The sequence below is a fragment of the Pseudomonas sp. MWU13-2105 genome, assembly GCF_023242315.1.
GTDB lineage: Bacteria > Pseudomonadota > Gammaproteobacteria > Pseudomonadales > Pseudomonadaceae > Aquipseudomonas.
In genome coordinates this window covers 361,922-384,334 of record NZ_JALLIY010000002.1, presented here as the reverse complement: position 1 = coordinate 384,334, position 22,413 = coordinate 361,922, and the positions used below count along the sequence as shown (strand labels likewise).

Annotated in this window: 19 protein-coding genes; 7 read left to right on the top strand and 12 right to left on the bottom strand. The window is 62.4% G+C overall.

Annotated features, from left to right (window positions below; all coding sequences use genetic code 11):
- Positions 1–58 precede the first annotated feature (58 nt).
- Positions 59–982 carry a LysR family transcriptional regulator gene (locus M5B96_RS04470; RefSeq protein WP_248795322.1) on the top strand — a complete coding sequence of 308 codons (924 nt, stop codon included), beginning with the start codon at positions 59–61 and terminating at the stop codon, positions 980–982.
- A 231-nt stretch (positions 983–1,213) separates the two neighbouring features.
- Here M5B96_RS04470 and M5B96_RS04465 read toward each other — a convergent pair whose 3' ends face one another.
- From M5B96_RS04465 to bioB, 10 genes are all read right to left on the bottom strand, one after another.
- Complete coding sequence (locus tag M5B96_RS04465) at positions 1,214–2,992, bottom strand: acyl-CoA dehydrogenase C-terminal domain-containing protein (RefSeq protein WP_248795320.1); 1,779 nt, start codon at positions 2,990–2,992, stop codon at positions 1,214–1,216.
- A gap of 295 nt (positions 2,993–3,287) precedes the next feature.
- Complete coding sequence (locus tag M5B96_RS04460) at positions 3,288–5,084, bottom strand: acyl-CoA dehydrogenase C-terminal domain-containing protein (RefSeq protein WP_248795319.1); 1,797 nt, start codon at positions 5,082–5,084, stop codon at positions 3,288–3,290.
- A gap of 89 nt (positions 5,085–5,173) precedes the next feature.
- Positions 5,174–6,466 (bottom strand): GGDEF domain-containing protein, encoded by a 1,293-nt coding sequence (locus tag M5B96_RS04455; RefSeq protein ID WP_248795317.1) that lies wholly within the window; start codon positions 6,464–6,466, stop codon positions 5,174–5,176.
- Positions 6,467–6,694: 228 nt separating this feature from the next.
- The gene (locus M5B96_RS04450; RefSeq protein ID WP_248795315.1) at positions 6,695–8,500 is read right to left on the bottom strand and encodes a phenylacyl-CoA dehydrogenase; all 1,806 of its coding nucleotides are present in this window, start codon (positions 8,498–8,500) and stop codon (positions 6,695–6,697) included.
- A 462-nt stretch (positions 8,501–8,962) separates the two neighbouring features.
- Positions 8,963–9,256 carry a pyrroloquinoline quinone biosynthesis protein PqqE gene (locus M5B96_RS04445; RefSeq protein WP_248795314.1) on the bottom strand — a complete coding sequence of 98 codons (294 nt, stop codon included), beginning with the start codon at positions 9,254–9,256 and terminating at the stop codon, positions 8,963–8,965.
- A gap of 151 nt (positions 9,257–9,407) precedes the next feature.
- Positions 9,408–10,088: a dethiobiotin synthase gene (gene bioD / locus M5B96_RS04440; protein WP_248795312.1), complete on the bottom strand. Its 681-nt coding sequence runs from the start codon at positions 10,086–10,088 to the stop codon at positions 9,408–9,410.
- The gene (bioC, locus tag M5B96_RS04435; protein WP_248795311.1) at positions 10,085–10,897 is read right to left on the bottom strand and encodes a malonyl-ACP O-methyltransferase BioC; all 813 of its coding nucleotides are present in this window, start codon (positions 10,895–10,897) and stop codon (positions 10,085–10,087) included. Before bioC ends, bioD begins: the two co-directional genes overlap by 4 nt.
- A complete protein-coding gene (locus M5B96_RS04430; protein WP_248795310.1) occupies positions 10,890–11,621 on the bottom strand; it encodes an alpha/beta fold hydrolase in 732 nt (243 codons plus the stop codon). Before M5B96_RS04430 ends, bioC begins: the two co-directional genes overlap by 8 nt.
- On the bottom strand, positions 11,614–12,804 hold the full coding sequence (gene bioF, locus M5B96_RS04425; protein WP_248795308.1) for an 8-amino-7-oxononanoate synthase: 1,191 nt from the start codon (positions 12,802–12,804) through the stop codon (positions 11,614–11,616). Before bioF ends, M5B96_RS04430 begins: the two co-directional genes overlap by 8 nt.
- 130 nt (positions 12,805–12,934) lie before the next feature.
- The gene (gene bioB / locus M5B96_RS04420; protein WP_248795307.1) at positions 12,935–13,990 is read right to left on the bottom strand and encodes a biotin synthase BioB; all 1,056 of its coding nucleotides are present in this window, start codon (positions 13,988–13,990) and stop codon (positions 12,935–12,937) included.
- Between the two features lie 94 nt (positions 13,991–14,084).
- Here bioB and M5B96_RS04415 point away from each other — a divergent pair, with 94 nt between their 5' ends.
- The 5 genes from M5B96_RS04415 to rarD all read left to right on the top strand — a co-directional run bounded on the left by M5B96_RS04415 (position 14,085) and on the right by rarD (position 20,514).
- Positions 14,085–14,822: a ComF family protein gene (locus M5B96_RS04415; protein ID WP_191489586.1), complete on the top strand. Its 738-nt coding sequence runs from the start codon at positions 14,085–14,087 to the stop codon at positions 14,820–14,822.
- Positions 14,823–15,252: 430 nt separating this feature from the next.
- Positions 15,253–16,017: a TOBE domain-containing protein gene (locus tag M5B96_RS04410; protein WP_248795305.1), complete on the top strand. Its 765-nt coding sequence runs from the start codon at positions 15,253–15,255 to the stop codon at positions 16,015–16,017.
- A 158-nt stretch (positions 16,018–16,175) separates the two neighbouring features.
- Positions 16,176–18,077: a PhoX family protein gene (locus M5B96_RS04405; protein WP_248795303.1), complete on the top strand. Its 1,902-nt coding sequence runs from the start codon at positions 16,176–16,178 to the stop codon at positions 18,075–18,077.
- Positions 18,078–18,410: 333 nt separating this feature from the next.
- Positions 18,411–19,385, top strand: a complete 975-nt coding sequence (locus tag M5B96_RS04400) for a serine/threonine protein kinase (RefSeq protein WP_248795302.1) — start codon at positions 18,411–18,413, stop codon at positions 19,383–19,385.
- A gap of 241 nt (positions 19,386–19,626) precedes the next feature.
- Positions 19,627–20,514 carry an EamA family transporter RarD gene (gene rarD / locus M5B96_RS04395; protein WP_248795301.1) on the top strand — a complete coding sequence of 296 codons (888 nt, stop codon included), beginning with the start codon at positions 19,627–19,629 and terminating at the stop codon, positions 20,512–20,514.
- A gap of 216 nt (positions 20,515–20,730) precedes the next feature.
- On the opposite strand, the gene M5B96_RS04390 is transcribed toward rarD, so the two are convergent.
- Positions 20,731–21,252, bottom strand: a complete 522-nt coding sequence (locus tag M5B96_RS04390) for a glycine cleavage system protein R (RefSeq protein WP_248795300.1) — start codon at positions 21,250–21,252, stop codon at positions 20,731–20,733.
- 378 nt (positions 21,253–21,630) lie between these two features.
- Between M5B96_RS04390 and M5B96_RS04385 the strand changes: the two genes are divergently transcribed.
- Positions 21,631–21,864, top strand: a complete 234-nt coding sequence (locus M5B96_RS04385; RefSeq protein ID WP_248795299.1) for a hypothetical protein — start codon at positions 21,631–21,633, stop codon at positions 21,862–21,864.
- Here the strand turns inward: M5B96_RS04385 and M5B96_RS04380 are convergent.
- A complete protein-coding gene (locus tag M5B96_RS04380; protein ID WP_248795298.1) occupies positions 21,840–22,331 on the bottom strand; it encodes an RICIN domain-containing protein in 492 nt (163 codons plus the stop codon). The genes M5B96_RS04385 and M5B96_RS04380 overlap by 25 nt on opposite strands.
- Positions 22,332–22,413: the final 82 nt, after the last annotated feature.

Sequence of the window (22,413 nt, the reverse complement as noted above, 5' to 3'; positions counted from 1 at the left end):
GGCTTCCCCGGCACTTGCGGCCATTTCGTTTTTCGAGCATTTTTAATAAGTACAGCTTATGGATTTCAAGCAACTGCGTTATTTCGTCGCGGTGTATGAAGAAGGCCATGTCGGGCGGGCCGCGGAGCGCCTGTCGATCTCGCAACCCGCCCTCTCGCAGCAGATCCGCCAGCTCGAACACAACCTCGATGTGGCCCTGTTCGAACGCAGCAGCAAGCGCCTGCTGCCGACCCTCGCGGCGCATACGCTGTACAACCATGCGCTGCCACTGCTCGATGGCCTGCAACGGGCCCGCGACGACCTGCGCAACTTCCAGGGCCAGGCCCTGCGCACCCTGGCCATCGGTGTACTGCAGACCGTGCACACCAGCCTGGTGCCGCAGATGCTGGAACGGGTGCGCAAGGCCCAGCCGCACCTGGTGGTGCAGATCTACGAATTGACCGGCATGGAGATCGAACGACGCCTGCTCAACGGTTCGCTGGATATCGGTATCAGCTACCTGCCGCCGCGCCAGCCCGGCTTGCACGGAGTGCTGTTGTACGAAGACGAACTGCAACTGGTGATTCCCAGCGATCATCCATTGCGCGAATTCAAGAAGGTCTCCCTGAGCCAGGCCGCAGAACTGCCGATGTTGCTGCTGGGCGAGGAGTTCCAGATCCGCCAGATCTGGCAGGGACAACTGGCCAACCTGGGGCGACGCCCTCAGGTCCAGGCCGAGCTGAACAATATGGCCGGCATCCTCGACAGCCTGCCGCACACGCGGCTGGCAACAGTGCTACCGGGCCGCTCGCGCCATGAGCATGACGACGACCTGCTGCTGTGGAAGCCGCTGACCGAACCGCGGGTCGCCTTGAAAGTGGGGCTGGTGTGCCGCGACATGCAGCGCCAACAGGCGACGCTGGAGTTGTTGCGCAACTTGCTCGAAGACGTGACAAACCACCCGGGCGGGCATCCACCAGCGGTACGCGAAGGACTGAACTGACTGCTACTTTTTCACGGGCAAAAGAAAACCCCGCCGAGGCGGGGCTTTGCAGACTGTTTCCCTGACATCCCTTTCACTCCGCCGTCCTGGCAGAATCCTACGTGTCCCTGTTGTTGCTTTGAGCTTCCTGCTCGACGTCCTTGGTACAAAGATTATCGCTGGATCCAATCTGGCGATAGGGGCAAAGAGCAGCGCGTTATGTAAGTAAATGCTTACAAGACATCCGAAGAATCAAAATTGCTCGGCATCCAGTAGGAACAACGACTCGCTCCCAGCTTTTACCGAGGCCGTCAGCGAGTGAATACGCGGCAACAGACGCGCGAAATAGAACCGCGCCGTGCCCATTTTGCTTGCGTAGAACGTCTCCTGACTCTCCTTGCCCAACGCTGCCTTGGCCATCAACGCCCACATGTAGGCATAGGCGGTGTAACCGAAGGCTTGCAGGTATTCGACAGATGCCGCACCGATCTCGTCCGGATTGCTCTTGGCGCGTTCCAGGACCCAGGCCGTCAGGTCATCGAGATTATCCACGGCGGCGCTCAGCGGCTGGGTGAACTCGGCCAGCCCGACGTCGGCGGTGTTGATGAAATGGCGAATCTCTTCGGCGAACTGCTGGTAGTAGACGCCGCCGTTGCCGACGATCTTGCGCCCCACCAGGTCCAGGGCCTGGATACCGTTGGTGCCTTCGTAGATCTGGGTGATACGCACATCGCGCACCAGTTGCTCCTGGCCCCACTCGCGGATATAGCCATGGCCGCCGAACACCTGCTGGCCGTGCACGGTGGTCTCCAGGCCGAGGTCGGTGAGGAATGCCTTGGCCACCGGGGTCAGCAAGGCCACCAGGCCATCCGCGCGCTCGCGGGTGCCGGAGTCTTCGCTGAACTTGGCGGTGTCCAGTTGCATTGCCACGTAGGTGGAAAACGCCCGGCCACCTTCGTTGGAGGCTTTCATGGTCAACAGCATGCGCCGCACGTCGGGGTGCACGATGATCGGGTCGGCGACCTTGTCCTTGGCCTTCGGTCCGGTCGGCGAACGGCTTTGCAAGCGATCGCGGGCGTACTCGACAGCGTTCTGGTAAGAACGCTCGCCCGATGCCAGGCCCTGGATACCCACCCCCAGGCGCTCGTAGTTCATCATGGTGAACATCGCGGCCAGGCCCTTGTTCGGCTCGCCGATCAGGTAGCCCACGGCTTCGTCGAAGTTCATCACGCAGGTCGCGGACGCCTGGATGCCCATCTTGTGCTCGATGGAACCACAGCTCACCGGATTGCGCGCGCCGAGGCTGCCATCGGCGTTGACCAGGAACTTCGGCACCAGGAACAGCGAGATGCCCTTGGGACCGGCCGGGGCATCCGGCAGCTTGGCCAGCACCAGGTGAATGATGTTCTCGGTCAGGTCGTGTTCGCCGCCGGTGATGAAGATCTTGGTCCCGCTGACCTTATAGGAACCGTCCGCCTGCGGCTCGGCCTTGGTGCGGATGATCCCCAGGTCGGTACCGGCATGGGGTTCGGTCAGGCACATGGAACCGGCCCAGACGCCCGAATACATGTTCGGCAGGTAGGCGGCTTTCAGCTCTTCGCTGGCGTGGGTATTGATCGAGACACAGGCACCGGCCGTCAGCATCGGGTAGAGGCCGAAGGCGAGGCTGGAAGAGTTGATCATTTCTTCGACCTGGGCCGACACCGCCTTGGGCATGCCCATGCCGCCGAAGGCCGGATCACCGCCGACGCCGACCCAGCCGCCTTCGGCGTAGGTCTGGTAGGCCTGCTTGAAACCGCTCGGCGTGAACACCGCGCCGTTGTCCCAGCGACAGCCTTCCTCATCGCCGCCGCGGCTCAGGGGTGCGATGCTCTTGGCGGTGACCTTGCCGGCCTCTTCGAGAATCGCCTCGACGGTTTCGGCATCGACGCTCTCGGCCAGGGCGGGCAGTTGGGCCCAGAGCTTCGCCACCTCGAACACTTCATTGAGGACGAAGCGCATATCGCGCAGGGGCGCTTTGTAGTCAGCCATGGCAAACCTCGCAGGATCTAAACGACAGGCCCCGGATGGGGCCGATTTTCTATGGCTTGAGTTTACCCCAACAACTTTTACGACACATAGGGTCTATGCGTGACTTTTTTGTTATTTTTGGTCACAACCCTATCGGCGTCATGCGCCTCCTGTCCCGACGCCTTCGCGACGGTGTGGCGATTCGACAAGCTCCGCTCCCACAGGTTTTGTGCCGTGCACGAGACTCGTGTTCGACACGGATATCAATGTGGGAGCGGAGCTTGCCCGCGAAAGGGCCCTCAAGATCGCCAACTCGCTAAAGAGAAAACAGCTCCGCCGGCAGGCGCATCAGGCACTCACTCCCCGCTTCCACCGCCGCCCGATGGGCGGTCGTGCGCGGTAGCAGGCGCTTGAAGTAGAACTCGCAGGTCGCCAGCTTGCCCTGGCAATACTCGGCCTCACCGCTACCGTCGTCCAACTGGGCCTGGGCCACCAGTGCCATGCGCAACCAGAGGTAGGCCAGGATGATGTAGCCGCTGTACATCAGATAATCCAAGGCCGCCGCGCCCACTTCATCCGGGTTCTTCAGCGCCGCCATGCCGACCTGGGTGGTCAGTTCGCCCCACTGCTGGTTCAAGTCGCCCAACTGCGCCACATAGTCCTTGAGCTGTGGATGCCCGGCATTCGCCAAACAGAACTTGTGCACGATCTTGGTAAAACCGCGCAGTAACCTGCCCTGGCTGCCAAGCACCTTGCGCCCCAGCAGATCCAGCGCCTGAATCCCGTTGGTGCCTTCATAGATCGGCGCGATCCGGCAATCGCGGACCAGTTGTTCCATCCCCCACTCACGAATGAAGCCGTGGCCGCCGAACACCTGCATGCCATGGTTGGTCACCTCAAGACCAGTCTCGGTCATGAAGGCCTTGCAGATCGGTGTCAGGAACGCCAGCAGATCCTCGGCCTCCTGGCGCTGCGTCGCATCGGCGCCCAGATGAGCGATATCCAGCCACTGCGCGGTGAAGTAGGTCAGCGCCCGGTTACCTTCGTTGAAGGCCTTCATGGTCAGCAGCATGCGTCGCACATCGGGATGCACGATGATCGGGTCGGCGACCTTGTCCGGCGCCTTGGGACCGCTGAGCGAACGCATCTGCAGGCGGTCGTTGGCGTAGCGGATCGCGCCCTGGAAGCTTGTCTCGCCCAGGCACAGGCCCTGCATGCCGGTGCCGAGCCGAGCATGGTTCATCATGGTGAACATGCAGTTCAGGCCCTTGTTGGCCTCGCCGATCAGAAAGCCCCGGGCCTCGTCGAAGTTCAGCACGCAGGTCGCGGAAGCCTTGATCCCCATCTTGTGCTCGATGGAGCCACAGTGCACAGCGTTACGCTCGCCGGCATCGCCGGCGGCATTGACCAGGAACTTAGGCACGATGAACAGGGAAATGCCCTTGGTACCCGCAGGCGCGTCCGGCAGCTTGGCCAGCACCAGATGCACGATGTTCTCGCTCATGTCGTGCTCGCCGGCGGAGATGAAGATCTTGCTGCCGCTGATTGCATAGCTGCCGTTGGCCTGGGGCACGGCGCGGGTCTTGATCAGCCCCAGGTCAGTGCCGCAATGGGCCTCGGTCAGGCACATGGTGCCGGTCCAGCGCCCCTCGGTCAGTTTACTCAGGTAGGTGTTTTTCTGCTCCTCGGTGCCATGGGCATGGATCGCCGACATGGCGCCGTGGGTCAGGCCCGGGTACATGCCCCAGGAGGTATTGCTGGAGCCGATCATCTCGCTGATCACCAACCCCAGGGACAGCGGCAGGCCTTGCCCGCCATAGGCCGGATCCGCCGCCAGGCCATGCCAACCGCCTTCGACATACTGGGCAAAAGCCTGCTTGAAGCCCTGGGGCGTGGTCACCACGCCATTATCGAAATGGCAACCCTCTTCATCGCCGGAGCGGTTCAGCGGCGACAGCACCTGCTCGCAGAACTTCGCGCCCTCCTCCAGGATCGCGCCGACCATGTCGGGGCTGGCATCGCTGGCGCCGAGGGTGAGGTAGTGGGTGTGGAAATCGAAAACATGGTCGATCAGAAAACGCATGTCGCGTAGCGGGGCTTTGTATTCAGGCATGGTCGTTTCTCCGGCAGCAGATGCCTCAACCTACTGTCCTGCCCGAGCCCGGACAATCACCGTCCAAGCGCTGAATGCTCCACCATCACTCAGCCGACGGCTTCACCCGTGCGAACCGCGCCACGCCGGCTCTGCCCCGCCGCGACCACGCAGTTACGCCCCGCGCCCTTGGCGGCATAGAGCGCCTGGTCGGCGGACTTGAGCACTTCCTCCGGGGTGCGCTGCTCCGGCTGACGCTCGGCGACACCGATACTCACGGTCACCGAGACACTGGTAGCCCCGCTGCCGGCCCGGCGCTGCCGCCCCTGCTGGTCGTCCTGGGGACGGTTGTCCTGGTTGCGCAACTGGATATGGTAATTGGCGATCACTTCACGAATGACCTCCAGGTGCGGCATGCACTCTTCCAGGCTCTTGCCGGCAAACACCACCGCGAACTCTTCACCGCCGTAGCGATAGGCGCGACCGCCGCCGCTGACCTTCGCCAGCTTGCTGGCCACCAGGCGCAACACCTGGTCGCCGACGTCGTGACCGTGGGTGTCGTTGAATTTCTTGAAGTGGTCGACGTCGGTCATCGCCAGCACATAGTTGCGCCCCAGGCGCTGCATGCGTTCGTTCAGCGCGCGGCGTCCCGGCAAACCGGTGAGTTCGTCGCGGAAGGCCATCTGATAGGCCTCATGGGCCACCGCCGCGGCAATCATCAACATCACCTGGCTGCACATGATGTTCAGGGTGAACGGCAGGATGAAGGTCTTCGGCAACATCCAGAACAACCCGAGCAAGCCGGTCAGTTGCGCCGCGTGCAGCGGTCGCGGATTGCGCCAGTACTGGACCGCGAGCAAGAGGAAGGAAGCGAAGAACACCGGGTAGGACAACTGGATCAGGCTCATCCAGTCCCCGTGCAGCGAAGGCCAGCGGATTTCCGCCAGCCAGTCGAGCAAGGTTTGCGGATAACTCTGCTCCAGGCCCAGCGCCACGCTGCCCACCGCCAGCAGCACGGCGAACCGCGCGACCATGTCCTGGAACAGGTGCGTACGTTCCTGCCAGGCGGCGTACACGCCAAACAGCAGCGGCAGTAACAGGCAACACAGGTGGAAGACCACTGCGGCGTCCTCGCGGACCTTGCCGTGATCCCGGTAATAATCGGTCTGGGTGGAAAGCAGGAAATAGGCGATGTACACCGTCACCATCAGGAACAGTTCGCGCTGGCGTCGGTATACCGCGCAGTAGGACCCGCCCAGCAGCAAAACCAGGGTCGGCAGCACGTTGAACAGCGAGGTGAAGAAGACGTTGAGTTCCTTGACGTAGGCAGCCGCGAGCCCCGCAAGCAACAACAGGAGAGAGGGTAAAAAATGACCAGCATGGACAGCGGAAGAACGCGGCAAGGGTAAAGCTCCGACCGGCAAAGCAATAAATGGCATTGTGCCTGTATTCTAAGAACTAAAGTACGGCAATGTGACATCAGTCACAAATGCCATCTCTTTAACGGCAGCGCGGCGATTCTTCTTAGCGATTTAGTCGGGAATTTTTTCTCTGCGCGGCGCCACCGGCCGCACGCAAAAAAGCCGCTTCTCCCGAAGGCGAAGCGGCTTTGGCGGAGGACTCAGCAGGGCTTAGTAGCCCAGGCTGAAGTTCTCTTCCTTCATGTCCATCAGGTTGTTCGCGCCCGACAGCATGGTTGCCACGTGAGTACGGGTACGCGGCAGGATGCGTTGGAAGTAGAAACGCGCGGTCTGCAGCTTGGCGGTGTAGAAGCCTTCCTCGGTGGTACCGGCAGCCAGCTTCTCGGCCGCCAGGCGCGCCATGTCGGCCCAGAAATAAGCCAGGCAGGCATAACCGGAGTACATCAGGTAATCCACCGAAGCGGCACCGACTTCTTCACGGTCCTTCATTGCGGCCATGCCGACTTTCATGGTCAGCTCACCCCATTCCTTGTTGATGGCCGCCAGCGGTGCGACGAACTCGCTGACCGCCGCGTTGCCTTCGTTGGCCTGGCAGAACTTGTGGACGATCTTGGTGAAGCCCTTCAGCGCTTCGCCCTGGGTCATCAGCACCTTGCGCCCCAGCAGGTCGAGGGCCTGGATGCCGGTGGTGCCTTCGTACAGCATGGAAATGCGGCTGTCGCGCACGTTCTGCTCCATGCCCCACTCGGCGATGAAGCCGTGGCCGCCGTAGATCTGCACGCCATGGTTGGCGGCTTCGAAGCCGACTTCGGTCATGAACGCCTTGGCAATCGGGGTCATGAAGGCCAGCAGTGCATCGGCTTTCTTCTTCTCTTCTTCATCCTGGCCGTACTTGACGATGTCGACCTGTTTGGCGGTGAAGTAGACCATCGCACGGTTGCCTTCGGCGAAAGCCTTCATGGTCAGCAGCATGCGCCGCACGTCCGGGTGCACGATGATCGGGTCGGCGGCCTTGTCCGGCGCTTTCGGACCAGTCAGGGAACGCATCTGCAGACGCTCGCGCGCATATTTCAGGCCGCCCTGGAAACCGATCTCGGCGTGGGCCAGGCCTTGCAGCGCGGTCCCCAGGCGAGCGGTGTTCATGAAGGTGAACATGCAGTTCAGGCCCTTGTTCGGCGGGCCGATCAGGAAACCGGTGGCCGCGTCGAAGTTCATCACGCAGGTGGCGTTGCCGTGGATGCCCATCTTGTGTTCGAGGGAACCACAGGAAACGGCATTGCGCGCACCGACGCTACCGTCGGCGCTCGGCAGGAACTTGGGCACGATGAACAGCGAAATACCCTTGGTACCGGCCGGCGCATCCGGCAGGCGGGCCAGGACGATATGGACGATGTTGTCGGCCATGTCGTGTTCACCGGCCGAAATGAAGATCTTGGTGCCGCTGACCTTGTAGGAACCATCAGCCTGAGGCTCGGCCTTGGTCCGCAGCATGCCCAGGTCGGTACCGCAGTGCGGTTCGGTCAGGCACATGGTGCCGGTCCACTCGCCGGAAACCAGCTTGGTCAGGTAGGCCTCTTGTTGCTCAGGAGTACCGTGTTCGGAAATGGTGTTCATCGCGCCATGGGACAGGCCCGGGTACATGCCCCACGACCAGTTGGCTTCGCCGACCATTTCGCTGACCGCCAGGCCCAGGGACTCCGGCAGGCCCTGGCCGCCGTGTGCGACGTCGTGGGCCAGGCTTGGCCAGCCGCCTTCGACGAACTGCTTGTAGGCTTCCTTGAAACCGGTCGGGGTCTTAACGCCGGACTCACTCCAGGTGCAGCCTTCGGTGTCGCCGACCCGGTTCAACGGGGCCAGTACCTGCTCACAAAACTTGGCGCCTTCCTCGAGGATGGCGTCAACCATGTCCGGGGTAGCGTCCTGGCAAGCCGGCAGGCTCTGATAGTGCGCTTCGTAACCGAGCAGCTCGTCACGGACGAAGCGAATATCACGCAAGGGGGCCTTGTAGTCAGGCATAGCGATAAACCTCTGCTGATGAATCCTGGAATAAGCGACCGCGTCGATTTGCCACGCCGGTCAAACGGTTGTTTGAAACATACGTTTGCGCTCAATCCTTGTCAAGTGTCGTTCATGCTCCATTCGTCATACACGGGTGAAAGAGGCGCAGGAAAAGGCCGGCGGCCTTGAAGGGCGGCCAGGGGCGTGTAGTAGAAAGAATAGTCGAGGGTAAGCGGGTGCTTATGAAACGAGGGAGAAGTTCAGGAATTGCCGCTGTGGCGAGCGGGCTTGTCGGAACGCCGCACCGCCGCTCTGGGTTGCGAAGCAGCCCTAAAACCTGCGAATCCGGTGCATCAGGTAGACCGAGGCGGCCGGTTTTGCGGCTGCTGCGCAGCCGAGCGTGGGCAAGCCCACTCGCCACAAATCTCGGTCAGGCTTGAGATCATTCGTAGTTGAACAGCATTGGGGTTGCCCCCCACATCAAGCGTAGGTATCGATCAAAGTACCCAGCGCCTGATCCGCGGCCTTGGCTACCTTGGCGCCCAACTCGACCTGAAGCTTGCCCTGGGACATATCCACCATGGTGCTCGACAGATCCTGCTGACTGCGATCCACCGACAACAGCCGGTTGACCTGGGTATCGGACGACTGGCTCTTCAGCGAGCGCTCGGCAATGGTATCGGCCACCTGGCTGGCCGATTGATCGACGCGATTCTGCCCGGTCCGAATAGTGCTCAGACCGGCATACAGAGCGGTATTTCCTGAGATTTCCATGGGCAAACTCGACTGGAGACAGAATCGACAGTCTGCATTTAAGCAGACCTGTCAAAGAAACACCCGTCAAAAACAGTAATGGCAGATTGCCTGTTGATAGCCAGAATCTTAGGGATGCCTCAATCAAGCCGCAGACGCCGCCGCACGGCGCCTAGTCCAGCAGGTCCAATTGCAGGTACTGCGCCACGGCTCCGGCGCTCGCCACCTTGAGCCGCGGCACCCGCCCCAGGCAGGGCGCGGGCAGGCGTTCGGCGAGGGTCGCGAGGTTCTCTTCCAGGCGCGAAGTCTTCGGATCGATGATATTGGCGACCCAGCCGGCCAGTTGCAGCCCATCGCGGCCGATGGCTTCGGCGGTCAGCAGGGCGTGGTTGATGCATCCCAGACGCACCCCCACCACCAGGATCACCGGCAAGGCCAGCCCCTGGGCCAGATCCGACAGACTGGCCTGATCCGCCAATGGCACCCGCCAGCCTCCAGCGCCCTCAATCAAGGTGAAGTCGGCCTGCTTGGCCAATATTTGTCGCATCGGTCTGAGCAAGGACTGCACGGTCAACTTGACCCCCGCCTCACGCGCCGCCAGATGCGGGGCAATTGCCGGCTCGAAGGCCACCGGATTGACTTCGGCATAGCTCAACGGTAACGAGCATTCGGCCAGCAACGCCAGGGCATCGGCATTGCGCAACCCCTCGGGCGTCACCTCGCAACCGGACGCCACCGGCTTGCCCGCCGCAGTGCTCAGGCCGGCCTGACGGGCCGCGTGCAGCAGCCCGGCGGCAATCGTGGTCTTGCCCACATCGGTGTCGGTGCCGGTAATGAAATAGGCAGCACTCATAGCGGTTTCTCCAGAATGGCGTAGACCACCTGATAGGTCGCCGGCAAACCCTCGGCCTGGCGAAACGCTTCATAGGCCTGCATCAACCCGAGAATCCGTGCCCGCCCGGTCAAACCGCCCGGCCGGCCGGGGTTGAGGTTATGCGCGCCCAACGCCTTGAGTTCATGGGTCAGGCTGCGCACATCCGGGTAGTACAGCACCTGCGGCCGGCTTTCCAGGCTGACCACGCGCAAACCGCTGTTCCGGCACAACTGCTGATAGTCGCTGAACAAGCGGAAGCGGTTGACGTGCACCAGGCCATCCACCGCCCGCCAGCTTTCCCGCAACTCGTGCAGGGTGCCGACACACAGGCTGGCAAAGGCCATTACACCGCCCGGTCGCAGTACCCGGTGGGCTTCGCCGAGTACCGCGGCGAAATCGGCACACCACTGCACGGCCAGACTGGAGAACACCAGGTCGCAGCTGCCGGCCTGCAATGGCAGGCGCTCGGCGTCCCCGGCGACAAAGTGCCGGGCGCCGCCCAAGGGACGGGCGTGCTCCAGCATGCCCTGGGCAATATCCAGGGCCACGCCTTCGCCCGACGCGAAGTGAACGCCGAGGGCCCGGCTGAAATAGCCGGTGCCACAGCCCATGTCGAGCCAACGGGACGGACTCAACCCGGCCGGCAAGCGGCCGAGCAATTCGTGGCCGACATCGCGCTGCAATTGGGCAACGCTGTCATAACTGGCCGCCGCGCGGGAAAACGAGGCAGCCACCTGACGCTTGTCGGGCAAACCGCCCGGCAATACAGGGTGGGAAAGATCAGTCATCACCGGACTCATGCAAAAAAGCCTGGATAGCCCCCGCCACTCCGTGGGGGTCGTCCAGTAGAAAGGCGTGGCCAGCCTGTTCGATCAGGCCGATTTCGACATCCGGCAACAGCGCCAGCAAATCACCGGCGGCCTCCGCCGGCACCAGGCCATCCTGGCCGGCGAACAGGTGCAGTTGCGGACCGCGATAGGCTTGCAGGGCCTGGCGAGTGTCCAGTTGTGCCAACACCTCCAGCCCGTTCAACAGGCTTGCTGGCGTGGCATGCGGCGCACCGCCCAGGAGCAGTCGCGCCTGCCCGCGCGGGTCCGCCGAACCCTGGGCGCAGAGCAGACTGAAGCGCTTGAGGGTGGTTTGCGGATCGGCGCGACAGCCGGCCAGGAACAGGTCGAAGGTGTCGTTCGGCATCGCCGCGGACCAGCCGTCACTGACCACGAAACACGGGTTGCTCGCCAATGTCAGCAAGCCGCAACAGCGCTCGCCACGGCGGGTCGCCAACGCCGAGGCAAGCATCCCGCCCAGGGACCAACCGCCCAGCCAGGCGTTGTCCGGCAGGCTCGCATCGAGTTCGTCGAGCCACTCGTCGGGGTCCCCCGAGACCAGTTCCGGCAAGGGTTCGATTTCCACCCGCAAGTGTTCATCCAGCCCGCGCAAGGCGGCGGCCAGGGGCTCCAGCGGCGAGATGCCGAGGCCCCAACCGGGCAACAGGATCAGACGATCACGCATGGTTCGGCTCCAACGGCTCAAAGGGGCCCAACACGCTGAAACACGCGGCCAGCCCCTCTAACAATAGCTGCACCTGCGCCTCGCTGTGAGCCGCGGACAAGGTCACCCGCAGCCGGGCACTGCCCGCCGGGACGGTCGGCGGACGAATCGCCGTGACCATCAGCCCGCGCTCACGCAACAGTTGCGAGAAGCGCAGCGCCCGGCCGCTGTCGCCGATCAGGATCGGCTGGATCGGGGTGAAGCTGTCCATCAGGGTCAGGCCGATCTGTTCGGCGCCCTGGCGGAACTGGCGGATCAGCCCATTCAAGTGCTCGCGCCGCCAGTGTTCGGTGCGCAACAGTTCCAGACTCTTCAACGTCGCGCAGGCCAGGGCCGGCGGTTGGCTGGTGGTATAGATGTAGGGCCGGGCGAACTGGATCAGGCTTTCGATCAACTCCTCACTGCCGGCGACGAAGGCGCCGGACGTGCCGAAGGCCTTGCCAAGGGTACCGACCAATACCGGCACGTCTTCCTGGCTCAGACCGAAATGCTCGACAATGCCGCCGCCGTTGGCCCCCAGCGGGCCGAAACCGTGGGCATCGTCGACCATCAGCCAGGCGCCCTTGGCCCGCGCTTCACGGGCCAGGGCCGGCAAGTCGGCGAGGTCGCCGTCCATGCTGAAGACCCCGTCGGTGACCACCAGGGTATTGCCGCTGGCTTTCTCCAGGCGCTTGGCGAGGCTGGCGGCGTCGTTGTGCAGGTAACGGTTGAAGCGTGCCCCCGAGAGCAACCCGGCATCCAGCAGCGACGCATGGTTGAGACGGTCCTCCAGCACCGTGTCGCCTTGCCCGACCAACGCCGTGACCGCACCGAGGTTGGCCATGTAGCCGGTGGTGAACAACAGCGCACGTGGCCGACCGGTGAGATCGGCCAGCGCCTCTTCCAGCGCATGATGCGGCCCGCTGTGACCGATCACCAGGTGCGATGCACCGCCGCCGACACCCCAGCGCGCCGCGCCGGCCTGCCAGGCTTCGACGACCTGCGGATGATTGGCCAGGCCCAGGTAATCGTTGTTACAGAAGGCCAGCAGGGGCTGGCCATCGACCACCACTTGCGGGCCTTGCGGACTCTCCAGCAGCGGGCGCTGGCGATAGAGGTTTTCGGCACGCCGGGCGGACAGCCGGGCAGCGAGATCGAAGGACATTGGGGCCTCGCAGATGCGATCCGAAGAACACTGTGTGGGAGCAGGATTCATCCGCGAAGGCGTCTTCAAGATCGCTAAAAGCTTCGCGGATAAATCCTGCTCCCACACAGCCGAGCGGTGTCTTGGGTGATCAGATAGCGGCGTTGTAGAACTGCTCGCTGCTCTTTTGCTCCACCAGGGCCTGCTCGATGGCCGCCTGGTGCACTTCGTCGGCGTGCTCTTCACGGGCCTCGGGGAGGATGCCCAGGCGCGTGAACAACTGCATGTCCTTGTCGGCCTGCGGGTTGGCGGTGGTCAGCAATTTATCGCCGTAGAAGATCGAGTTGGCACCGGCGAAAAACGCCAGGGCCTGCATCTGGTCATTCATCGCCTCACGGCCCGCCGACAGGCGGACGTGGGATTGCGGCATGAGGATCCGCGCCACCGCGAGCATGCGGATGAAATCGAACGGATCGACGTCATCGGCATTTTCCAGCGGTGTACCGGCGACCTTGACCAGCATGTTGATCGGCACCGATTCCGGGTGTTCCGGCAGGTTCGCCAGCTGGATCAGCAGCCCGGCGCGGTCGTCGAGGGACTCACCCATGCCGAGGATACCGCCGGAGCAGATCTTCATCCCGGCATCGCGGACATAGGCCAAGGTCTGCAGGCGCTCGCTGTAGGTACGGGTGGTGATGATGCTGCCGTAGAACTCCGGCGAGGTATCGAGGTTGTGGTTGTAGTAGTCCAGGCCGGCGTCGGCCAGGGCGGCGGTCTGGTCCTGGTCGAGCTTGCCCAGGGTCATGCAGGTTTCCAGGCCCATGGCCTTCACCCCCTTGACCATCTGCAGCACGTAAGGCATGTCCTTGGCCGACGGGTGTTTCCACGCCGCGCCCATGCAGAAGCGGGTCGAACCTATGGCCTTGGCCCGCGCGGCCTCCTCCAGCACCTTCTGCACTTCCATCAGCTTTTCTTTTTCCAGCCCGGTGTTGTAGTGGCCGGACTGCGGACAGTACTTGCAGTCTTCCGGGCAGGCGCCGGTCTTGATCGACAGCAGGGTCGACACTTGCACGCGATTGGCGTCGAAGTGCGCGCGGTGCACGGTCTGGGCCTGGAACAGCAGGTCGTTGAACGGCTTGACGAACAGAGCCTTGACCTCGGCCAAAGACCAATCGTGACGCAAAGTGGCGGTGATGCTGGCGCTCATCGGCGGAGTTCCTTGTTTTATGCTGGGCAAGCGGCTGGGGCAAAGGAATACCCACAGACGCGACACGGATGCTCGGCATATTTAAGGAAGACGCATGCACTGTCAACCACGATACACAGGACCGGTTTACATCTGGTTAAAAAACAAACAAACTTGTTTGTTGTGCGATGAGGCCACCGACACCCCTCACCCGATCTGTACCCCCTGCGAGAGCGAGCTGCCCTGGTTGATGGATGCGTGCCAGGTCTGCGCCCTGCCCTTGTCGGCGGCGGGGCTGACCTGCGGGCAGTGCCTCAAGCAGCCGCCGGCCTTCGAGCAGGTGATAGCACCCTGGACCTACCGTTTCCCGCTGGACAGCCTGATCACCCGTTTCAAGCACCAGAGCCAATGGCCGTTGGGGCGACTGCTGGGGGAGTTGCTGGCCCAGGCGTTGCGCGTGCGCTTTGACGATGGCTTGCCAAGGCCGGAGCTGTTGCTGCCGGTACCCATGGCGACCCGGCGCTTGCGTCAACGGGGTTACAACCAGGCGGCGATGCTCGCGACCTGGCTGAGCCAGAACCTGGAAATCTCCGCAGATGAACACTTTCTACTGCGTGTTCAGGACACCATCGCGCAACAGGAACTGGATGCCAGGGCTCGCCGACGCAACCTGTTGAACGCCTTTGCCTTGGCGCCCGGTGCACAGGTCGAAGGCCTGCACCTGGCGCTGGTGGACGATGTGCTGACCACCGGCGCCACCACCGAAAGCCTGGCCCGACTGCTGATGAAGGAAGGTGCGCGACGGGTCGATGTCTATTGCCTGGCGCGGACACCGAGCCCGGAAAGCCGCTAGCCGTCCCAGGGACACCAACAAAACCTGTGGCGAGCCGGCTTATCAGTCAAATTCGAAACAGAACGCGGTCTTGTGGCGAGCGGGCTTGCCCGCGTTCGGCTGCGAAGCGGCCGCAAAACCGCTCAACTCGGTTGACCGGACACACGGCGCGCCCAGGTTTTAGGGCCGCTTCGCGCCCAGGAGCGGCGGTGCGGCATTCCGACAAACCCGCTTTCCACAAATCTCGGCCAAACTCAAGATCGCTCTTAACCAGGCGGAATCAGGGATTGTCAGGACGCCGCAGCGCGGCGATAGCGTCCACAAGGCCTATACAAGGATTACCGGGCCTCATCGTCGGCAAGCCGGCGCCTACAGAAGCCGCGTTCGGCTTGACGTCGCGGATACCGAGAGGCACCTTGCCCAATACCGCCTGCCACCCGAAGTCCGTCCCATGTCCCTGCCCGTCCTGCTGACCCAACACATCGTCCGCCGACCACAACGCATCGCCCTGCTGCAACATATCGCCGAACAGGGCTCGATCACCCGCGCCGCGAAAAGTGCCGGCCTCAGCTACAAGGCGGCCTGGGACGCCATCGACGAGTTGAACAACCTGGCCCAGAAACCCCTGGTGGAACGTAGCGTCGGCGGCAAGGGCGGCGGTGGCGCAAAGTTGTCCGCCGAGGGCGAACGGGTGCTGCGTCTTTACCAACGGTTGCAAACTATCCAGGCCCAGGTCCTCGCGGCCGCCGAAGACAGCGGCGACCTCGACCTGCTTGGCCGCCTGATGCTGCGCACCAGCGCCCGTAACCAACTCCACGGCACCGTGCAGGACATCACCAGCCAAGGACGCAACGACCTGGTGCGCCTGGCCTTGGCCGGGGGGCTCACGCTGCGGGCGCAGATCACCCATGACAGCACCCTGCGCCTGGAGTTGGCAAGCGGCACCGAAGTGGTCGCCCTGATCAAGGCCGGCTGGCTGGAATTGGATGCAATCGGGCAGCCGGCAAAATCTGGACACAATTCTCTGGCCGGTCAAATCGAGGAAATTTCCGCGGATGAAGACGGACCTTCGGAAGTCAGGATCGCGCTGGCGAACGGACAAACTCTCTGTGCGCTGGCAGCACCGGAGCAGATAAAAAATCTCGGCTTGGGGGTCGGAAGCCCGGTGCAGACGGTGTTTGCACCGTCCCTGGTGATTCTGGGCACACCGTTATGAGGCCATCGCCAGCAAGCCGGCTCCTACCGAAGAGCGCATCCCCCTTGTAGGAGCCGGCTTGCCGGCGATCGATCGCGCAGTGATCCCCCGCTTTTCCTGCAACAAATCCGTCACAACGCATTACTAAGGTGAGCCCCTGACCCGCAGGGAGCCTGATCATGAATCTCTTAGACGAAAACCAACCGACCGACCTGGAACAGATGGTCGGCCTCAGCCGTCGTGGCTTTATCAGTGCCGGCGCCTTGTGCGGCGCGGCGATGTTCCTCGGCGGCAACCTGCTGACCCGCAGCGTGATGGCCGCCAGTGTCGGCGCAGCCTCCGGCAAACTGCTGGGCTTCGACAGCATCCCGGCCGCCAGCACCGATACGCTTACATTGCCCCCGGGTTACAGCGGACAAGTGCTGATCAGCTGGGGCCAACCGCTGACCAAGAACGGCCCGGCCTTCGACCCGAGCGGCAACGGCACCGCTCAGGCCCAGGAAGTGCAGTTCGGCGACAACAACGACGGCATGAGCCTGTTCCCCTTCCCCGGCGACGACAACCGCGCGCTGATGGCGATCAACAACGAATACACCAACTACCGCTACCTCTACCCCCACGGCGGCCAGCCACAATCCCTCGAAGACGTGCGCAAGGCCCAGGCCAGCGAAGGCGTCTCGGTGATCGAAATACAGCGCAAGGACGACCAGTGGCACTTCGTCCAGGGCTCGCCCTACAACCGGCGGATCCACGGCAACACACCGATCCGATTCGGCGGCCCGGCAGCCGGCCATCCCTGGCTGCAGACCCAAGCCGACAAGCAGGGTCGCAAAGTCCTCGGCACCTTCCAGAACTGCGCCAACGGCAAGACCCCCTGGGGCACCTACCTGACCTGCGAAGAGAACTTCACCGACTGCTTCGGCAGCAGTAATGCCGAACAGAAATTCGATGCCGCGCAAAAGCGCTATGGCGTCGTTGCCAGCAGCAAAGAGATCAACTGGCACACTCACGATTCGCGCTTCGACATGGCCCTGAATCCCAACGAGCTGAACCGTCACGGCTGGGTGGTGGAAATCGATCCGTTCGACCCACAGTCGACGCCGGTAAAGCGCACCGCCCTGGGCCGTTTCAAGCACGAGAACGCCGCCCTCGCCGAAACCCGTGACGGCCGTGCCGTGGTCTATATGGGCGACGATGAACGCGGCGAGTTCATCTACAGGTTCATCAGCCGCGACAGGATCAATCACAAGAACCCCAAGGCCAACCGCGACCTGCTGGATCACGGCACCTTGTATGTCGCACGGTTCGACAACGGCGACGGTAACCCGGACCGGCCGAAGGGCGCTGGCGAATGGGTGGAACTGAGCTTCGGCAAGAACGGCATCGATGCCGGCAGTGGTTTCGCCAGCCAGGCCGAGGTGCTGATCCACGCCCGCCTGGCCGCCAGCGTGGTCAAGGCCACCCGCATGGATCGTCCGGAATGGATAGTCGTCAGCCCCATCGACGGCCAGGTCTACTGCACCCTGACCAACAACTCCAAGCGCGGCGACGAGGGCATGCCAGCCGGCGGACCGAATCCCCGGGAGAAGAACGTCTACGGGCAGATCCTGCGCTGGCAGGCCGCCGGCAATGATCATGGCGCCAACACCTTTGGCTGGGACCTGTTCGTGGTCGCGGGCAACCCTGCCGCGCACCCCGGCACGGCCAAGGCCGGCTCATCCAATATCACCCCGCAGAACATGTTCAACAGCCCCGACGGCCTGGGTTTCGACAAGGCCGGCCGCCTGTGGATCCTCAGCGACGGCGACTACAGCAACGCCGGGGACTTTGCCGGCATGGGCAACAACCAGATGCTCTGCGCCGATCCGGCCAGCGGCGAGATCCGTCGCTTCATGGTCGGCCCGGTGGGCTGCGAAGTGACCGGCATCAGCTTCGCGCCAGACCAGAAGACCTTGTTCGTCGGCATCCAGCATCCCGGTGAGGCCGGTAACTCGACTTTCCCCGAGCATTTGCCGAACGGCAAGCCGCGCTCGTCGGTGATGGCGATCCGGCGAGAGGATGGCGGGATTATCGGCGCCTGATCAACCCAGCTCGAAAATGCCCCCCCCTGCAGGAGCTGGTTTGCCGGCGACGGCGTCCCTGAGGTCGATACTGGACTCAAGGACCTCATCGCCGGCACGCCGGCGCCCACAAAGACCGCGACCGGTCTGGGGAGCAGCCACGCAACCCCAACGTCTTCGCGGGCAAGCTCCGCTCCCACAGGTTTTCTGTCGTAGGCGGGATCCAGGCTTGACTCAAATATTGCGGGAGCGGAGCTTGCCCGCGAAGAGGCCGGAACAGCCGACACCTTTCTGCGCCCCGGTGCGCTAACATGCTTGGCCGGACGCGGCCGCCTGCCGCCCGCAGGAGTCAGCATGTCCCACCCGTTTGAAACACTCACCCCCGACCTGGTGCTCGACGCCGTGGAAAGCATCGGCTTTCTCAGTGATGCCCGGGTCATGGCGCTCAACAGCTACGAAAACCGTGTCTATCAGGTGGGCATCGAAGACAGCGAACCGCTGATCGCCAAGTTCTACCGCCCGCAGCGCTGGACCAACGAGGCCATTCTCGAGGAACACAGCTTCACCTTCGAGCTGGCTGAGCGCGAAATCCCCGTCGTCGCCCCGATGATCCACAACGGCGCCAGCCTGTTCGAACACGCCGGCTTTCGCTTCACCCTGTTCCCCCGGCGGGGCGGCCGGGCACCGGAGCCGGGCAATCTCGACCAGCTCTATCGCCTCGGCCAACTGCTCGGCCGCCTGCACGCCGTGGGCGCCACCCGTCCGTTCGAACACCGCGAAGCCCTGGGAGTGAAGAACTTCGGCGACGACTCGCTGACCACCCTGCTGGAAGGCAACTTCATTCCCCGCAGCCTGCTGCCGGCCTATGAGTCCGTGGCCCGCGACCTGCTCAAGCGGGTAAAACAGGTCTACGCCGAGACCCCACACCAGAACATCCGCATTCACGGCGATTGCCACCCCGGCAACATGATGTGCCGCGACGAGATGTTCCACATCGTCGACCTTGATGACTGCCGCATGGGCCCGGCGGTGCAGGACCTGTGGATGATGCTCGCCGGCGATCGCCAGGAATGCCTCGGCCAGTTGTCGGAGCTGATGGACGGCTACAGCGAATTCCACGACTTCAATCCCCGCGAACTGGCGCTGATCGAGCCCCTGCGCGCCCTGCGCCTGATGCACTACAGCGCCTGGCTGGCACGGCGCTGGGACGACCCGGCGTTTCCCCACAGCTTCCCGTGGTTCGGCAGCGAGCGTTACTGGGGCGATCAGGTCCTGGCCTTGCGCGAACAACTTTCCGCATTGAATGAAGAACCGCTGAAATTATTCTGACGGTTGTGGCAGGATTTAGCGGCGGCGGCGTCTGAAAGGACGCCATCGCGAGCAAGCTTGCTCCTACAAGAGCACGTTTGTTTGCCAGGCTCTGCCACCCTCCCGACGCGCCCGGAACCCATGCTCTACACGGCCCGTGTAGGAGCTGGCTTGCCAGCGACAGGGCCCTTAGCCTCACCGCACCAACCAAGACCAGCGCATCACCCCCACAATTAGTCAGCAGCCTAAGCAAGGACTCTGCATGCAAGCCGCCAACCCGCGTCGCGGGTACATCCTCGGCCTCAGCGCCTACATCATCTGGGGCCTGTTCCCGATCTACTTCAAAGCCATCGCCGCCGTACCGGCCGTCGAGATCATCATCCACCGCGTGCTCTGGTCGGCCTTGTTCGGCACCCTGTTGCTGATGGTCTGGAAACACCCGGGCTGGTGGCGCGAACTGCGCGACAATCCGCGCCGCCTGGCGGTCCTGGCCCTGAGCGGGACCCTGATTGCCGCCAACTGGCTGACCTACGTCTGGTCGGTGAATAACGGGCGCATGCTCGAAGCCAGCCTGGGCTACTACATCAATCCGCTGGTCAACGTGCTGCTGGGCATGCTGCTGCTGGGCGAACGCCTGCGCCGCCTGCAATGGATCGCCGTCGGCCTGGCCGCAGTGGGCGTGGCGCAGCAGGTCTGGCAGGTCGGTAGCCTGCCCTGGGTCTCGCTGGTGCTGGCACTGACCTTCGGCTTCTACGGGCTGATCCGCAAACAGGCACCGGTCAAGGCCCTGCCGGGGCTGGTGGTGGAAACCTGGATGCTGGTGCCCATCGCCCTCGGCTGGCTGTTGCTGCACCCGCTCGCCACCAGCGCCCAGGCCGAATTCTGGAGCACCTCGCAAGCCTGGTGGCTGATCGCCGCCGGCCCGGTCACGCTGATCCCGCTGGTGAGCTTCAACGCGGCGGCGCGTCACCTGCCCTACACCACCCTGGGTTTCCTGCAATACCTGGCACCGACCCTGGTCCTGCTGCTAGCCGTGCTGCTGTACGACGAACACCTGACCTCCAGCAACCTGGTGGCCTTCCTGTTTATCTGGACCGGATTGGCGGTGTACAGCGTCGATGCCTGGCTCAGCCTGCGCAAGCGCAGCTGATCAAAAAACACACAAAAGCCTGCATACCTTGCTGCACTTGGGCTGTAGGCTTCTACCCCAAGGTTATCCACAAGCCGGTCCACGGCGTTTGTGCACAAGCCCTTGAAACTGCTCGTTTTTCGCTCAAGTCTTGGAAAGCCCCGGCCGGCCTGGCCGGGCGCCGGCTCTCCCCAGGTTATCCACAGGCCCGTCCCCGTTAAAACTGGATAACCCGCCTCACTCTTCGTCGCCGCGCAACATCAACTCCACCATCAGCTCATCGGCCAGGGTTTCCAGGCACGACTGCAAGGCTTCCAGCGGCAGCTCCAGGGGCACCGCCAGGATCGCCTCGGCATGAAACAGCAGGTCACCGCTCATGGGCGCGGGGCTCACGTCGGTCACCAGTTGCTCCAGGTTGATGCCCTGTTCAGTCAGCAATCGGGTGATATCCCGCACAATACCCGGGCGATCATTGCCCACCAGTTCCATCGCGATGGGTTTCCACTGGCCGGGAGTTTCGCCGCTACCGGGAATCACCTGGATCTGGATACCCTGGCTGGCGAGTGCCTGGAGCGCCTTGATCAACGCATCATGGGCCTGGGTCGGCGCCTCGACCCGGACAATCCCGACAAACTGCCCGGCCAGGCCCGACATACGGCTTTCCAGCCAGTTGCCGCCGTGCTCGGCGATACACAGGGCAATCTGTTCGACCTGGCCGGCCTTGTCGGGTGCGAATACAGTCAGTACGAGATGGTCCACGGGATAGCCCTCTTGTCGTTGATCGGTCCAGTATAGGCAAGGGGTGCCCCCACGACGACGGGCTTGAAAAAACAAGCCTCCGTTCTTGCAGAGGCTTGCACAACACCTACCGGGCTAAGCACCTGGAAACTTATGACACCGCCTGAACATTTGCTTCTCGTTGGCCAGGCCCCCGCTCTTGTCAGCAACGAGGACGGGACTATTCTCGCTGAAGGAAGAAAGAGTCAAAACTTCCGAGTTAGCTGCAGATCTACGTATATATACATAATCGGGTCTTGACTCTTCGAAATCCCACCATATATCAAAAGGCATGGACTTGCTTGTAACGATGAGCTCACCGAGATCCCCTATAGCCAAGTACAAGTCGAATGGAAAACATTGAATTGTGTAACCATCTCTGCCGGCTGGTTCTATCATCCAGAGCACGAACAGCAGATCACTGGCAATACTGACCACGTGATCATTGCCATGCAAAGTGAAAAGCGCAAGCTTGCCCAACTGACCGGTGACGAGTTGGGCCCCGACAGCAAAAATCAGGGGTTTTTACGCCCCTGGCCACTCTTGCATCTGCTTGCCAAAAACAGCACTCATAATACAACTTTGAATTTTTGACTGTTGGCCCCTGTGCGTCTGAGGCAGAGGACCTCAGTATCGTCTGCCGCACTGGCTCCTTCGACAGACAAAACCTTACCGGAAAAGGCTAGATTTTCGATATACATATAATTACTTCCCGCATCCGTAATTTTCCAAAATTGACTATCCTGCCCACTATCAACTGCAGCAAGGACTTCATCTTTAGAACTAGCCGCAGTCATGACCCTGTCAGCGGTGGCACTTCTGATTTGATAAGCCTTTTTTAAGTCGCTATAAGTTAACACCCAGAGGTAAAACGGACCGGACTTACTTGTAATCCTTATTATAGGATCGGATGCGCTGCGAAAAAAAAGAAAACTATCTCCGAAGTTCAAAGCCGTGAATATTTTTTGTGTCCCTGCTGAAACAGATCCTCCCCGGCTTGGGCCATCTTCAAGCGCCTGGTCTGGCGTTGCAGGTTCAGGGGTTTTGGTGCTCTTTTTCATTGCCGTTCTCCTTTGCTTGCTGATTGAGGCAACAGCAATGGATACAGCAATGGCGAAAACCCGAGGCAGCTTGCCAACGACT